13 protein-coding genes and 2 pseudogenes are annotated in these 14,404 nt (G+C 65.6%); 5 read left to right on the top strand and 10 right to left on the bottom strand.

The features are described 5' to 3' along the window. The first annotated feature begins 102 nt into the window (after positions 1-102). From CF165_RS26880 to CF165_RS26890, 3 genes and pseudogenes are all read left to right on the top strand, one after another. The gene (locus CF165_RS26880) at positions 103-972 is read left to right on the top strand and encodes an alpha/beta fold hydrolase (protein ID WP_093950358.1); all 870 of its coding nucleotides are present in this window, start codon (positions 103-105) and stop codon (positions 970-972) included. 106 nt (positions 973-1,078) lie between these two features. Next, a pseudogene (locus CF165_RS52800) lies at positions 1,079-1,242 on the top strand (MFS transporter); the annotation flags it as partial. A 247-nt stretch (positions 1,243-1,489) separates the two neighbouring features. Next, positions 1,490-1,873: an RNA polymerase sigma factor gene (locus CF165_RS26890; RefSeq protein WP_158226835.1), complete on the top strand. Its 384-nt coding sequence runs from the start codon at positions 1,490-1,492 to the stop codon at positions 1,871-1,873. On the opposite strand, the pseudogene CF165_RS50405 reads toward CF165_RS26890, so the two are convergent. Further along, a pseudogene (locus tag CF165_RS50405) lies at positions 1,833-2,015 on the bottom strand (PQQ-dependent sugar dehydrogenase); the annotation flags it as partial. The gene CF165_RS26890 and the pseudogene CF165_RS50405 overlap by 41 nt on opposite strands. A 490-nt stretch (positions 2,016-2,505) precedes the next feature. Between CF165_RS50405 and CF165_RS26900 the strand changes: the two are divergent. Continuing rightward, a complete protein-coding gene (locus CF165_RS26900) occupies positions 2,506-3,909 on the top strand; it encodes an outer membrane protein assembly factor BamB family protein (RefSeq protein ID WP_093950361.1) in 1,404 nt (467 codons plus the stop codon). 702 nt (positions 3,910-4,611) lie between these two features. On the opposite strand, the gene CF165_RS26905 is transcribed toward CF165_RS26900, so the two are convergent. From CF165_RS26905 to CF165_RS26940, 9 genes are all read right to left on the bottom strand, one after another. After that, positions 4,612-5,946 (bottom strand): hypothetical protein, encoded by a 1,335-nt coding sequence (locus CF165_RS26905; RefSeq protein WP_143268679.1) that lies wholly within the window; start codon positions 5,944-5,946, stop codon positions 4,612-4,614. A 16-nt stretch (positions 5,947-5,962) separates the two neighbouring features. After that, positions 5,963-7,183 (bottom strand): OmpA family protein, encoded by a 1,221-nt coding sequence (locus CF165_RS26910; protein WP_158226836.1) that lies wholly within the window; start codon positions 7,181-7,183, stop codon positions 5,963-5,965. Then, positions 7,180-8,013, bottom strand: coding sequence for a hypothetical protein (locus tag CF165_RS51295; RefSeq protein ID WP_158226837.1), 834 nt, complete (start codon positions 8,011-8,013; stop codon positions 7,180-7,182). Before CF165_RS51295 ends, CF165_RS26910 begins: the two co-directional genes overlap by 4 nt. Before the next feature lie 2 nt (positions 8,014-8,015). Further along, a complete protein-coding gene (locus tag CF165_RS26915) occupies positions 8,016-10,208 on the bottom strand; it encodes a hypothetical protein (RefSeq protein WP_143268680.1) in 2,193 nt (730 codons plus the stop codon). A 16-nt stretch (positions 10,209-10,224) separates the two neighbouring features. Beyond that, positions 10,225-10,944: a hypothetical protein gene (locus CF165_RS26920; RefSeq protein WP_143268681.1), complete on the bottom strand. Its 720-nt coding sequence runs from the start codon at positions 10,942-10,944 to the stop codon at positions 10,225-10,227. 53 nt (positions 10,945-10,997) lie between these two features. Further along, positions 10,998-11,759 carry a Crp/Fnr family transcriptional regulator gene (locus CF165_RS26925; protein WP_093950366.1) on the bottom strand — a complete coding sequence of 254 codons (762 nt, stop codon included), beginning with the start codon at positions 11,757-11,759 and terminating at the stop codon, positions 10,998-11,000. A 204-nt stretch (positions 11,760-11,963) separates the two neighbouring features. After that, positions 11,964-12,449 carry a hypothetical protein gene (locus CF165_RS26930; RefSeq protein ID WP_093950367.1) on the bottom strand — a complete coding sequence of 162 codons (486 nt, stop codon included), beginning with the start codon at positions 12,447-12,449 and terminating at the stop codon, positions 11,964-11,966. Positions 12,450-12,457: 8 nt separating this feature from the next. Further along, positions 12,458-12,640 carry a hypothetical protein gene (locus CF165_RS26935; protein WP_093950368.1) on the bottom strand — a complete coding sequence of 61 codons (183 nt, stop codon included), beginning with the start codon at positions 12,638-12,640 and terminating at the stop codon, positions 12,458-12,460. A 247-nt stretch (positions 12,641-12,887) separates the two neighbouring features. Continuing rightward, positions 12,888-13,724 (bottom strand): Crp/Fnr family transcriptional regulator, encoded by an 837-nt coding sequence (locus CF165_RS26940; protein ID WP_093950369.1) that lies wholly within the window; start codon positions 13,722-13,724, stop codon positions 12,888-12,890. 530 nt (positions 13,725-14,254) lie between these two features. Between CF165_RS26940 and CF165_RS53470 the strand changes: the two genes are divergently transcribed. Next, entirely contained in the window at positions 14,255-14,389 is a 135-nt protein-coding gene (locus tag CF165_RS53470; RefSeq protein ID WP_276209743.1) for a hypothetical protein, read from the top strand. Positions 14,390-14,404: the final 15 nt, after the last annotated feature.

Here is a 14,404-nt window from a genome sequence, read left to right on the forward strand (position 1 = left end):
CGCTGCCGGTACGGGCCACTTCGGCTTGCCGTGGGAAACCGTTCGGTTTACCCTGCTGGAAACCGAACGGTTTCCAGCTGTGTCATCCCAGGAGCAGGCGCAATGCCCGAGCAGACGTCGAGTCCGACGATCCACATTCCCGGCACCACCAGCCACACCCTCGCCGCCCGAGGACAGCACGAGGGGACGTTGCGCTACCTCAAGGCGGGCACCGGCGCTCCCGTGGTCCTGCTGCACACCGTGCGCACGCAGGCCGAGCACTTCCGCTACCTCATCCCCTCGATCGGGGACCAGCACACTGTCTACGCGCTCGACCTCCCGGGGATGGGGTACTCCGAGATCGTGCCCGGTGCGTCCTACGAAGAGCCGGCGATGCGTGCGGGCGTCGAACGGCTCTTCGCCGAACTCGACCTCGACGACGTGACGCTGCTGGGCGAGTCCATGGGCGCGGTGCTCGCCCTGACCACCGCGGCCGACCTGCCCGACCGGGTCCGGCGCGTCATCGCGGTCAACGCCTACGACTTCGCCGGCGGCATCGCCCGATCCGGCCTCCTCGCCCGGGTGGTCGTCGCCGGCGTCCTCGCGCCGGGCGTGGGCCCGGTGATCGCCGGGGTGGAACCGAAGGCCGCGATGCGCAGGATGCTGCGGGGCGGGCTCGGCGACAAGGGCGCTCTGCGGGAGGACTACCTGGACGAACTCCTCCAGGTGGGCAAGCGTCCCGGCTACGCCACCGTGGCCCGGGGCGTCTACCAGAACCTGCCCAGCCTCATCGCGGCCCGCTCGCGCTACCCCGAAATCAAGGCGCCGATCCACCTCGTCTACGGCGAGAAGGACTGGTCCCGGCCCTCGGACCGGCAGGCCAACAAGGACCTGCTGCCCGACGCCGCCTTCACCCAGGTGCCGGGAGCGGGCCACTTCATCGCCCTGGAACGGCCCGAGGTACTGGCCGCGTTGCTGAACGCGGGGGAGTGACCACTGCCGAGCTGCCCGGCGCCGGGGTATCCGGTGCCGGGCAGCTCGGCAGCGCAGCTCTCAGTGCCTTCGCGGGTCACATGCCGTGCGCTGGTGGGTGCTGGTCATGCTCGATGCGACCGTCGTGAACATCGCGCTGCCCGAGGCGCAGCAAGACCTCGGCTTCAGCGACGGCAGCCGCAGTGGGTCATCACGGGTTACGCCCTGGCGTTCGGCAGCCTGCTGCTGCTCGGCGGCCGACTCGGTGACCTGTTGGACCGACGTAGGTCGACGTCCTGCGCGAACAGACCCGGCTGCTCACGAAGCGGTAGTCAGCGCCCGGACGTGCCGGCGGCGAGGACTCCCGCGATCGTCGTGTGAATCTGTCCCCAGCGACGCCGTGGCGCGATCCGTCGTCGCTGCACCCGGGCGCCGCTCCTGCATGTGCATTGCAGGCGGCCTGCAGGCTGGACCGCTTAGAAAGGCGGACACCGATTCCGGTCGGAAAGGCGGCCGAATCCTCACCGATGGAGACACCATGTCGAACAACGACGATCTCGTGGCGCGTCTGGTGCACGATGCGGTGCGCGGCAACCCATCCAGTTGGCAGGAAATTGTGCGGCGCTACACCCCGCTGGTGCGGTCGGCATGCCGCCGTTACGGCATGGCCGCCGCGGATACCGACGACGTGGCCGGCGTGGTCTGGCTGCGGCTGGTGACCCACCTGGCCGACCTGCGCACGCCCGCCGCACTGCCCGGTTGGCTGTCCGTCATCACCCAACGGGAATGCCACGCCCTGCTGCGCCACCGCACTCGGCAGACCTGCCACGCCGAATGGGACGTCGCCGGTCGAACCCGCGGAATGATCAGGTCCGGCGAAAGCTTGTCGACGGCACGGAAGTCGTTCGCTTCGGGGCGATGAAGCGCGCCGTACCGCACGTCCCGGACGGGCCTTCGCACGCCGGCCAGCAGTAGTTGCCGCCCTTGGTGATCAGGCCGGTCTCGTCCATGATCGAATTGCCGAACTCCTGCTCCCACAACCGGCCCTGCTCCTCGACAGCGAGGACCTCGCTGATGGGTTGGCATGACGTGAGGTGCGGCATCGGCGTTTGCTTGAACCGGATGACTTCGCCTTGGTAGGTCGACGCGGACTTCAGGCCGGACAGATCGCCTTGTCGAGTGCAGACGAACGCACTTCTGCCGCGGCGCGACGTGGAGTCGATCACCGGCGGCTGGACGACGCCCGGCCGGAGCACCGCGCATCGGTACCGAATGCATCCGGTCGACGGATCGCCGGGCCGGGAGGCTGCTGCCGGTTCACGGTCCCGTTCATCTCCCCGGTTGCCGATCTTGGTATCGTCCCGCGTTCGTTGAGGTCAGGAGCGGGGGGTCACCGTGAACAAGGCCGATCGGCGACGCCGCAGACGCAGGCCGAACCTCCGCCGGCGACCCGTGTCCGCTGCACAACCCTCCGAGACGCCGAGTCCGCCTCCCCCGAGGAGACGCGCGCCTGTCCTGAAGGCGGGTTTCGCGCTTGCCGCGGCGGTGCTGGGCATGGGGATCGTGCTCCACGTGCTCGGGTGGACCGCGCTGAGCAGTGAGGCGGGTGGCAACTGCGGCCGGTTCAAGGGACCCTGCCCGCAGGGGCTGACCGGGGTGCTGTTGCTCGCCTTCGGGTGCACCTTCGCGGGGCTGGGCGGACTGGCATTCGTGCACAGCGCCCTCGAGAAGCGGGGGGCTCTGCCACGGCGCCGCCGCTGGAGCGCGATCATCGCCGTCGTCGGGGTGCTGGCCGGCGTCTGGCCGGGTGCGCTGGTCTACGACGGACTGCGCGGACAGTTCCTGGAGGTGCGGTGGTCCGCCCCGCTCGACCGGCCTGCCGACGTGATGGGTGCGGGCAGCTGGGTCGACGGCGACCTCGTGGTGCGGGCCCGTACCGACCGGCTGATCGGCTACACCACCACGGGGACCGCCTGGACGACGGAGGTCCCGGGCCGCCAGGCGCTGTGCACGATGAGCCGGGACGTCGAGGACGGCGTCGGCCTGGTCGCGTGGGCGGCCGACGGCCGGCCGTGCGCGACCGTCGTGGCGATGGACCTGCGCACGGGCAAGTCCCTGTGGCAGCTGGCCCGGACGGCGAGCGACCGCCCGTACGGCCCCGCAATGGCCGGCGACGAGCTGGCGGTCGCCTCGGGGCTCGCGGTCTTCACCGAACCCACCGGGCTGAGGGGCGTGGGGCTGCGAGAGCACGACGAACGATGGCGCCTCGACGTTGAACCGGGGTGCACACCTGCCGGGGTGGCGGCGAGTGCCGACCAGGTGGCCATGCTGGTTTCCTGCGAGAACGCGGGCCTGCACGTGGTCGTTGTGGACCCGGCGAGCGGGCGGGAACGCTGGCGGGCGGAGGTGCCGGTCGAACCGCCGATGGCCTCGGTGGCGCTGCTGGCGGCGCGCCCGGTCGTGGTGCGCGCGGTCGAGGAGGGCAGCCGGACCGAGGACGTCGTCATCTCCTTCAGCGACGAGGGACAGGTGCAGGCCCGCATCCCCCGCTCCGGTCCGGACTACGACATGCCGCCGGTCGAGCAGACCTACTGGCGGGCGCGACCGGTCCGCCCGCTGGTCGTCCGGGACGGCCTGTTGATCGCCCCCGTCAGCGCCCCTGGTGAGGACCGGCGCACTGCCGTGGCCGCGTTCTCGCTGAAGACCGGGACACAGGTGTGGCGCACCGCCATCGACGGTGACGTGGTCACGGTCGAGTCGACGACCGGCGGACTGGTGGTGGCGACCGACAGGCTCTACCTCAACGAGCTGTCACCGACCGACGGCGCCGTAACGGCGACGCTCCCGGTCCGCGGTGAGTGGTGGGTCCACGACGTCGATTTGCGCAAGGTGAGCGACAGGTACGCCGTCATCGCGTCCGACGGCACCAAGGAACCACCCGTCGTAATGGTCGGCTAGTGCCTCGGCAAGGAAGGTTGGTTGTACTCGTGTCGCGTGGAGTTCCGGGCTGGTGACCGCGAGGCTTGCCGGTGTCGGAGCCCGAAGAAGCGCAGCGACGTCGCCGACTGTGTCGAGCACTCTCGCCGGTGACGGTTCGGGTGCCGCCAACGTGGGGGGACGGGGGAGGTAGCTGGCCGGACCACAGGTGATCCGCCGTCGCCCGGTTGCTGGAGTCCGCCCCACGCGATGAGCCGGAACCGCTCTCGGTGAGCCGCGGCCTGAAAAGGTGCGGTTCCCGGGCCCGTCCTGGTCGGTTCGAAGGTCCGGCTGATCGCCACCCCGGCCGGCGTCACGGAGATCGAGGGCGGGTGCAGGTCACCGCCGCGGTGGTCGAGCGAGAAGGCTGCCCAGCAGTCACGCCGAATGCGAGTCGGCTTACAGCTGTTCCATCAACGAGTGCAGGTCCGATATACGCGTCCTACGCGCCCTAGCCGGGGAAGGCCGTTGGTGAGGTAGGACGCGTGTGATCGCTCACCGACCACATGGTCGAGGCCCCCTCAAGAGGCCAGGTCAGCGATGCGTTGCGCCCGATGACAGCCGATCATCACGGCGTCAGCTGAGGTTGGATGAGTGATCCCGGCAAGACGTGCCGTTGGCAGACGTCGGAGCGGGGCCGGTGATCGGTTGAACACCGGCCGCACCCTTCTGGAGCTTGGCACGCTATGACGGTGATGGGTCTGTCGGTGTGGCGGCCTCGACGAGACTGCTTCGCGTCTGACCAGCCAGTTCATCGAATAGCTGTTGCATCTCCTTATCGATGGCCGTGGGAGCGTTTTCCTCGAGCGCCTGCTTGGCCGACGTCAACAGAGCGCTTCGGATCTGTGGTTCCCGCATGCCGTCGAAGCGGGCTTCCGCCTCGTCCTGATTTGAAAACTCCGGAGCCATGTCTCCGGCCAAGCCGTGGCCGTCCCGCTCTTCGAGGATCGCCGCCCAGGCCAAGTCGAGGTGACGATGGGCGCGTCCTTGCAAGCTTTCCAGTAGGAGCGCGAGCTGCTTGTGAACGGTCGTGAAGCCGACGAGTGCTTCGCGTGCTCGTGTGATCAGTGCGTCGCGACGCACTTCGGTCTTGGTCATCAACCCGTGCACTCTCTTCTCGTTGTCCGCGGCGGGGTTGTGGTGGGCGATTTCCGCGACTATCGCCGTAATTGAGAACATGAGGAGAATGAGAACGAAGTAGACGGGGTTGATGGATACGCTGCCGGCCGTTTCGGCCTGGACGGCCCTGATGAGTGCCCATGCACCTACCGTGGAGAGAACAAGGAGAGTGAACGAAATTGCAATTCCCCATATTGGCCATGGCGTAGCTTTTTGGTCCCGGGTCTCAGTGACTTGACGCCAGGATAACAATCCCTTCCGGCGCCATCGTATCCGAAATTTCGACCGCTCCTCGATTGCTCTTTTTCGTGCAACCATGACGGCGAGTTGGTGGCCACTGATGAGCAAAGCCGCGGTGATAGTAAACCCTGGCAAGAACGAGATGGCCCACGGTACGGTCCATGCTTCATTGGAGACATCGGCCAGTTGCCGCCAAGTCGTGGAAAAGAACATCGTATCGTACAACCCATTGGCAACAAGAGTGATCCACAGCAAGTAAGGCAGCCAACGTGGCCGGAGAAGCCGCGTTTCGGCGCCGTCGCTGTCATGTGATTCCCGTAGCGCATCCAGCTCCCGTCGGCTCGTCGCGCATTCCCCGCCGGCCGCGAAGAACTTCAGGTCGGCTACGGCCTGCTCGGCTTGCCTTCGGGCGCACTCCAAGTTCTCGAGTTCGCCGGAGATCGCCGGTCGGGCCTCGTCGATCTCTGCGGTCGCGTCCACCACCGCGCGGGTCAGTCGCGCTCCTTCGAGATTGCTGAGCTCTTGGCGGTCGTAAGGTGCCCGGTCGGCAGTTCGCTCGATCGGTGGTGCGCCGCACGGCACCGATGGCGGGCATCCCTTGGCCGGAAAAAATGGCAGAGAGGCCGGCGCGATCACCCGACTCGAGCCGTTTTCCGTCATGCTTTGCCTTCCTCGGTCACTTCGTGGCGACGATGTCGACGCGTCGGTTGCATTGCCGTTCGGTGTCGTTCTGTGGCTTCGGGTGGCAGTTCGGTGCGGTTCCGGCACTGCCGTGTGCGGCTGTACCGGTGACTCCGTGTGCATTGAGCCAGTTCTTGACGGCGTTCGCCCGCCGGGTGGCAAGATCGAGGTTCAGCTGCTCATCGGCCTGCGCCTCGGTGTAACCATTGACGTCCACATGAGTGTCCTTGCGACCGGCGATCTGCTGGGCGATGCCGACCAGGCTGGCTTCAGCATCCCGTTTGATTCGGTCCGAGTTGGGCGAGAATAACGCGTCGGCGCTCAAAGTGAACGCCACGCCGCCATTCGCAGTTTTGTATCCCTCGTCGTCCGGCGGATACTTGACCACCGGGTCGGCAGACTTTTGTTCCGTGCCGCGTCGCCGATCCGTCCCGGATTTGATGGGTGCAGTCGACACGGAGCACGCTTCTTTTGTTTTGAGGACTTCGCAGAGCTTCGACCACAGGTCCTGTAGCCAACTGAGCTGAACATATGTTGGCTGGGAAAGATCGCTTGCCGATCGACCGATGCCGATCATTTCCAACGTGATTCCGTTGAGGTTCGGCCGGAGCCGCAGTGACGGCCGGCAGTTCTCGACGACCCGTTCGATGCTTGCCTGGTCGCCGATGGTGACGTGGGTCAGGTCGGCGCAGCCCGTTGTCGGGACACCGTCCGTTGCGATGACTATCGTCTTCGGCCCGGTGGACTTGGCGAGTTTTTCACGGGCCATGTCCACAGCGGCGAGGATGTCCGATCCGGAGCTTTTCGGTTCTTGTGCCAGCGCCGCTTTCAGGGCGTTTGCCAGACAAGTTCTCGCGGTTTGGGCGTCCTCGGTCTGGTGCCCCTCATTGTTCCGAGTGGATTTGGTGACGTAGTTCTCGGTGGGGAAGTCGACCGTGGACGGAGAGCCGTCGAAAGTACCCACCGTGACGAAATCGTTCCGCGCGACCGCGGCCGCGATCGCGTCTTTCAGGGCATCCGCGTAGTCGGGCGCGGTGCCCCCTTTGCCGTCTGCCCGGACCGAGTTCGAGGCGTCGATCAACACGACCGTCTGGCCGTCCGATGGGGTCGCCGTCACGGTGTTGTCCCCACAGGCAGCCTGTTTGGCGCTTACACACGCCGACAAGGTCGACGCCGCGACGGCAGCCGCGATCACCAACGCGATGATGCGCATCATGATTGGCTCCCGTTCACGTCGCCGTTGTTCGCCAGTGCGGTGAGTCCGGATTCCTTTTGGAAAGAGCGTAGTGCGTTGTCGTACGAAATCGCGAACTCGTACAGGCCGAGGTGAGCGTGTGCATCCCGAGCCGTTCGCAGGAGTCCGATGAGGTCCAGGCTGCGTTCCGTCCGCTCCTGGGACAAATCTCGTTGCACCTCGGCAAAGGGCGCGTCTACCAATCGTGATGCTTGGACGACGGCGGGCGTCGCCTCGAACTGTTCGATCAATTGGCACCATTCCGTGAGCAGTGTGCGGATCTGCTCGATCCTCCGCAGTTCCAAGCGTTCCCGCAGTTCCATTTCGACGTAGCGTTCCCACAGCGGCAGTTGCTTGTCCCGCACACGCTGATCCGCGTGGACGTACACGGTCGCCGTGCAGGACACCTGACCGTCCTCGTAACACCAAGTCCGCAAGTTCTTGTTGATCGCCGCCTCGGCCTCTTCCGGTCGGCTGGGGCTGATCGTGCGGCCGATCGGCCAGATGGCGTTGAACAAGCTCCTGGTCGCACTGTCCGTATAGGTGTTCACCCGGTCGGCGAGCGTGTCCTGGCTCAGCCCCCGCGCGGTCCACACGAATTCGTGGTCCACCATGAAGCTGAATACATCGCCGAGAGCGGGCACTTCCAGAGGCTTTTCGGACGTCCTGCGTTCGGAGAGTTCACGATCCGGAGTGGTGCTGACCGCAGTGTTCGGGCCGACCGCATCTGATTTCGACGGTCGTTTCCAGCTGAACCAGTTGCGTATGTGCCGCAAGAAGCCGGGACGTTCTTCGGACTCGTTCGTGCCCATCGTCATCCTTTCTTGATCTCGGCCGACAGCCGGTCCCAGATCGTCAAGTTCTGATAGTTTTCGCGCCAGACATTCCGGCACACCCAAAGCGCGCGGTTTCGCATGGGCGGTTCACTGAGGATCCTGCTCGCGAACGCCAAGGTCACGTCTTCGAGCTCGCCTCGGCCGTCGGCCCGGACCAGCCACTCGGCTATGGTCCGCCAGGCCGTGCGCGCGGTGACCGGGTCGGAGAGGGCAGTCCGCCAAATGTTCCGCAGGGGATCTTCGGATTGGTCCCCGTAGTGGTTCTGGTGCAGCAACGCGGGCCAAGTCTCGTCCTCCACGGCGTCGAACCGGGCCAGCAGCAGCATCGACCGGGCGGCCTGCACCTTGATCGCGCGCTGGTTGCTCTCCGCCCAGCTGCCGAGCTCGGCGAGAACGGCGTCCCGGGTCTCCGGCTGGTATATCTCCGCGATGGCGGCGGGGACCGCGAGGCTGCTTGTCTGCACAACGTTCTCCGCGATGAACCGGAGGTGCAGCAGCGCATCGGTGTGGAGCAACCGCCCCAAAGTCGTACCGTAGGCACGAGCGGCGGCGTCCCGCATCCGAGGGCTCTCACTGTAGGCCCAGTCCCGGACCTGACGCCGGACCCGGTCGGTCAGCTCGGGATCGTCCTTCGCGAACTCCATAGCGAGAGCCGCCGACTGCCGGTGGGCGAGCTTCGGTGACAACGCCCAGCCTCGGACCAGATTGCGGTAGACGTAGGTGAAGTCGTAGGTCAGCAGCCGGCCGGCGGTGTAGGCCGCGCGGATCCGGATCCGGTCTTGCGGACTTCCGCCCAAAAAGAGCAGCCAGGGCAGTAATCGGTCCCGCACTTGGTCGTAGTCGCTCCAGACCACTGACAGCACAGCCTCCGCCAACGCGGGATTGCCTCCAGCCGCACGGGACCTTCTGCCCTCCGAGCCGGTTTCGCCGGCCGGGGAAAGGACGGTGGTGCCGCCGAGCAGCGACTCCAACCCACCGTCGAACAGGGAACTCGTGGGCGCAGGCCGCCCCGGCGGTGACAGAGCGACGTAGAGACTGGACGCGACCTCGGATACGACGGTCAGCTGATTGCCGTGGAAGAGAACGTAGGCGATGCGGAAGGCGAGTTTGCGCAGGTGTGCGCGGACCTCAATGGCTTTGGCCGGTGCCTCCTTGGTGACACGCAGCAGGTCATCCGCATGTTTTCGCAGCCGGCTCGCAAGCTTGTCCAAGGCCTCCTCGGGTTTGGCGCCCTTGGCACGACCTTCGGCGAGCTGGACGGCGAGGTGCCTCACCTCGCCCGGTAAGGGCGAGGTGCCGAGGTATTCGGCTAGGGCAGGCGACTCGAGGCACTTTTTCGAGTAGGTGTCGTCGATCAGCTGTGTCAGGTGGCGTTCGAGGACGTCCCTGGCATCGGGCGTACTGTGCCCGACCGCGTAGTCGCCGAGGCCGCTGTCCACCATCCGCGCCGGCGGGCCGATGACGACCAGGTAGGCCTCGTGCGTCTTCAGCCGGCCGCCCACGGCCGCCAGTGCCTGTTTTGTGACCGACTCGGCCGAGGACAGCTCGAGGACGTGGCCGCAGCCGTCTTCGACGACACTTGGGGTATCGACGATCTCCGGCAACGAGGTACCCCCACCAGGCGCGATGGACAGCACCTTCCCCGCGCCGACCCGATTCGCCAGGGCCACGCACGCGGAGGTGAACCGCCCGGTGTCCTTACCTCCCATCACATAGGCGATCCGATGCTCGTCAAGAATGTCGAGAAGGCGTTCGAACTCCTCGGGCGGTGAATGCGTCGCCTGCTTCTGCTTCACGTACGGCTCCGGGAGCGAGCCGCTCGCCGCCTGGTTACCCCTCTCCAGCCCGTAGTAAGTGGTTTGATTGGTGATCTCGCGGGCGGTTTGGGTGAACTTCCCGACCGCGGTTCCGTGGTGACTCTGCGCGCGTACTCGTTCCTCGTCGTGGGTCGAGTGGTAGGCACGTCGCTCGTGCTCGCGGATGGTCCGCGCGGCCAAGGTGTCGGCGTCGGTTTCCGCCTGGCTTTCCTCCGTGTCTTCCACCGGCGCGGCTTTCGCGGTGCTCGGTGGAGCCGGCTCGTCGTGCTCTGGTTCGGGTTCTGTCGCACCCGGTTCGGGACCCGGCTCGGGATCGGGCACCGGATCCGGTTCAGGGTCGGTCGTCTCATCCACTGGTCGTCCGCATCGGTCAGAAGTCGTTGGTGATGGTCTCGCCGGTCTGCTCCAAGTGAGCGATTGCCGTGCCGTGCTCCGAGCGCGCCGAGTAGGTCGAACGGGGCTCGGCGTGGTGCGGGATCGGCGGGTTGCCGGGAACGCCTGCTTCGTGGGCCGCGGCTCCGCGGCGGATCCAGCCCCTCACCGCGTTTCCCTTGACCTCGAAGTCGGTCGGGTAGAACGTCCGGGCGTCGAGGTCCTGGGCCTCTTCACCGACCACCTCGTGGTAGAAGCGGTCGGACACGATCAGGGCCAAGTCGTCCTGGGGGGAGCGGCGGAGTTCATTGCGGAGATCTTCCGAGTCGATGAGCCGCGCGGTGGTGTGAACGGGAACGCCGGCGATGTTCTGGTCGCCGACGACCAGGTCCCCGTGGTCGACGGCGGCGCGCAGCCGCAGCCGGCCGTCGTCGTTGAAGTGCCGGTTCGCCTGCCGCAGTGCCACCTTCATCAGCCGGATCAGGTCGGCCGCGATCCAGGGCTTGGGCACCGCGGCAGGCAGGGCCAAGGTCGCGCTGTCGCCATCGATCCTGCGGAACCACGACGCTGCGGCGTACTCGTCGGGAACGTCGGCGAGCACCTTGTCCAACGTGGACTGGAGAGTCTCGTCCAGATGGGCGGATCTTGCTATCCGCCCTCGGCTCGATTCGGCGATGTCCAGCCTGAGGACGGTTCCGGGAAGCGGCTGTGAAGTCATGGCACCTCGTTGGTCTTCTTGAGAACGGATTGAGCCGTTCAGGGGAGTAGCGATCACTCTGAGCGATGACGATCGGTGCCACCACATCCCATGATGGGATTCTGCACGTTTTTTTCCTGCGGCTGCGTGAACCTGTCCAGGCACGGCATGCAGGGCACGATCAACGTCCGGTACTCGGTATTGATGATCTTGCTGTTCCGCAGTTCGCGGAACGCGCGTTGTACGGATACCTCTGCCGCGTTGATCAGCTGTGCCCACTCGTTCTGGCTCAAGGGTATCTTCGTGGGTTCGCCGACGTTCGCAAACAAGGGAGAAATCATCCTGATCATGCGCGCCAGTCGTGCGGTCACCTGGCTGGCGGTGAGCATGAGGCGCCTCTGGTCGGCATTGCGCAATCTCTTGCTGATCAGCGACGCAACTGCTATTGCCATTCTTGGACGCTTCTCGACGAATTCCAGAAAGGTGCTCGCGGCGATCTTGCGCGAGTGGACCGGGTTGAGAGAGATCACTGTCGCTGACCGTGCAACCCCTTCCATGCAAGCCATCTCTCCAATCAACTCGCCTGGGCCGACTACCGAGAGGAGAAGATCATTTCCGTGCCCGTCGCTGATCACCACCTTCGCCTGGCCGGCCAGGATGAACAGGACAAAGTCTGCCTCTTGGCCTTCCCGAATAAGCTGCGAGCCCGCCGGGTGACGAATTTCACGGCCGAGTTCGAGGAGTTCGGTCAATGCGACGGGCAGCAGCTTCTCGGCGAAACTTCCGGCGGGCCAGTTCCTTGTTTTGGGTTCGCGTGCGGTAGGTACGTTCTCCACTGAGACCCTCGTCGATAGAATTTGGATCGGGATACGTGGTGCACGATCTTCGTGTCGATGCGGAAGGCAGGATCACGGCGCAGAGAAGTGAATCGGCTCGAATGGTGGCGCGTGGCGTCTTTCTTCTGGCGAGAGGTCGACTACAGTGTCGCCTTATCCGGGACCGTTGTTACGCTCCCTTGTCGGCCGTTCTTCCTTCGTGGCTTACGCCGCGAAAGCTCGCTCTCGACCGAAGCGGCTGGGGTATTTCTTCGCGATGAGTTCAAGATCTTTGAGATCTTTTTCCCTGGCGAGATGGCTCTTCCAGTGGAAAGTATTCGCGAGCGACATGAAGCGGACGCCGCTGACGATCTCCGCGCGGTCGAACACGTCATGGTCGTCGAACAGCCAGGGGAACCACCCGTCGAAGATCTCGATCTCCAGCTCGGCCGGTCGCACCGCGTTCACCTGCCTGCCGCCCTGATAAGGGGCGAGCTCGGCGGCGCCCCAGTTTTGCGCCAGGGTCCATGCTTCCCCGCGGGCGACGACGTCCAAGTCGTTGATCCGCTTTCGGCACCCGTGTAGCAGCAGCGGGGCGCTCCCCGCGACGAGCAGGTCGCGCGCGGGGAGTCCCGAGTTGAGAAGGCGCCGGATCAGCGGATGGTGTTCGACGATGTCGCGCCGCGCCGGAGCTTTCTCATGACCGTTCATCGCTGCCTTCAGGGCCTGAGCACCGCCATGATCGTCGCAACAGCTCCGGCGAACGCCGCCAGGGCCGTCAGGCCGGTGGCGAGCTTGACCGGGGTTGCCTTGGCCATCTCGGCGAGTGTGAACCAGGCGAGCGCTACGACCGCCAGCGCGACCAATGCGGTCGTGACGACGAGAATTACTTGATGATCCATAGAGGCACCTTTCGCTCCGCCGAGCCTGTACTCGACCGGCCTGCGGGGCTCGTGCGCCTTGGTAGGGAGGCTGAACCACGCTGGTCGAGCTGGCATCAAGGGTAAGGCTTGAGAGCTTCGGCGCCAAGGACTGAACGTCAAAAATCTTGCCAGATGGCGTACTTGTACAAGGTTCTAGCGCGTACTGCCTGGTAGACGGACTGGCCGAGACTTACTACTTTTCTAAAGTCTAGTCGCGGTGTTCGACCTACTCTCCGGTATTGGAAGCCTTGTCTCTTCGCCGAGCCTGGCTGCCCCTGCGTGGCGGACTTTCGGGGGTGGTAGCCCGTCGGTCCGCCACGCCAGCTGCGGGGATCACTTGATCTGCAATGTCGGCCAACCTTGCCCGGTCCAGGATGTGCAACTGCCGGTACCCGGTTTTGATCACCCCGTCGTGGCGGAGTTGCTGGAGCGCCTTGTGGACTGCGGCATCGGATGAACCCACCAATGCGGCCAGTTCAGCCTGCGCGAGCGGTATACTGATCGTAATCATACTCTCACTCACGGTGCCATAAGAGTCGCCGAGTTCCCGGATGACCTGCGCCAGGCGTGCCGCCACCGGGTAGCCGCCTGTCGCGACTCGAACCCGGGTCGCGGACCGCAGCTTTTCCGAGATAACGCGCATCATCTCCAGGCTGACGATCGGGTGCCTGCCGAGGAAGCCGACAAACGTGTCACCAGTGATGACGACAGCGTGCACCTCCGTGGCGGCCGTCACTGTGGCGTTACGTGGCGCATCACCGATCGGCGCCAGTTCTCCGACGATGTCCCCCGCGACGCGTATCGAAAGCAGCGTCACGTGTCCTTCCGGCGTCGCTGCCGTCACCTTGGCCATGCCTTTGGTCAGAACCATTACGTAGGTCGACAAATCGCCTTCGTGAATGAGGTGCGCGCCGGGTCGGTAAACTCGCTTGGCGCCTTGGTCGAGGAGGTCGGATCGCACACTCGTGGCAAGGCGTGCCAAGAAGCTGCCCGTCGGCCAGGCGTGCTCCTGGACCTGAGTCTCGTCGGAGGGCGTTGGATGATCGTGCACGATGTCGTCCACGTGGTCCTGGGTCGTTCATTGATTGGGCCTTGATCCTCTCACGCCTGCCGGACCGGCTGGTAGCCCTGGCGTCGCCAGAGTGGCGGCCATGGACGCGACCAGATGGCTCATCGTTCTCCAGCACGCCAAGTCGGTCTGGTCGTACGACCCGCGGGGCCCCGAATGCCCCTCGCGCCTCGGGCATTCGGGACGCAAGCTCGGGCGGTGACTAGTCGAGAACGGGCGCGTCCCCGGGTTGGCAGTCCGCTCACTGCTCGGCGTACTGGGAGACTTGGCAGCCGGTCGGTCCGGAGCGAAAATCAAGTTCTGCGACGGCACCGTGAGGTGCCGTCGCCCCGCTCTTGAGTCCGAACTCATTCAGCGGCGCCCGGCTCAGCCGAACCCTGCTCGCCACCGGCGAGCAGGGTTCGGCTGAGCAGCGAAGGTCACCGACTCGTCGCCCGCCACCACGGCCGCGGACGGACCAGCTTCCTCCCCAGGGCCCGCATCGGCCGAGTCACGCTCTGGTCCAGGCTGTGCCGCCAAACCGGTTGCAGAGCGCCTGCGCGCCCCGGGCCGACGCGGCGCGGCTGATGCTGGCGACGCCGGCCATCATCTGGGCCTTCCTCAACTTGAAGCACACCGAGATGGCCACCGACGGGCCGCAGGGTGCCCACATCGGCTGACCCCGGACGCCACGA

The sequence above is a fragment of the Amycolatopsis vastitatis genome (genome assembly GCF_002234595.1).
In the GTDB taxonomy this organism is placed as follows: domain Bacteria; phylum Actinomycetota; class Actinomycetes; order Mycobacteriales; family Pseudonocardiaceae; genus Amycolatopsis; species Amycolatopsis vastitatis.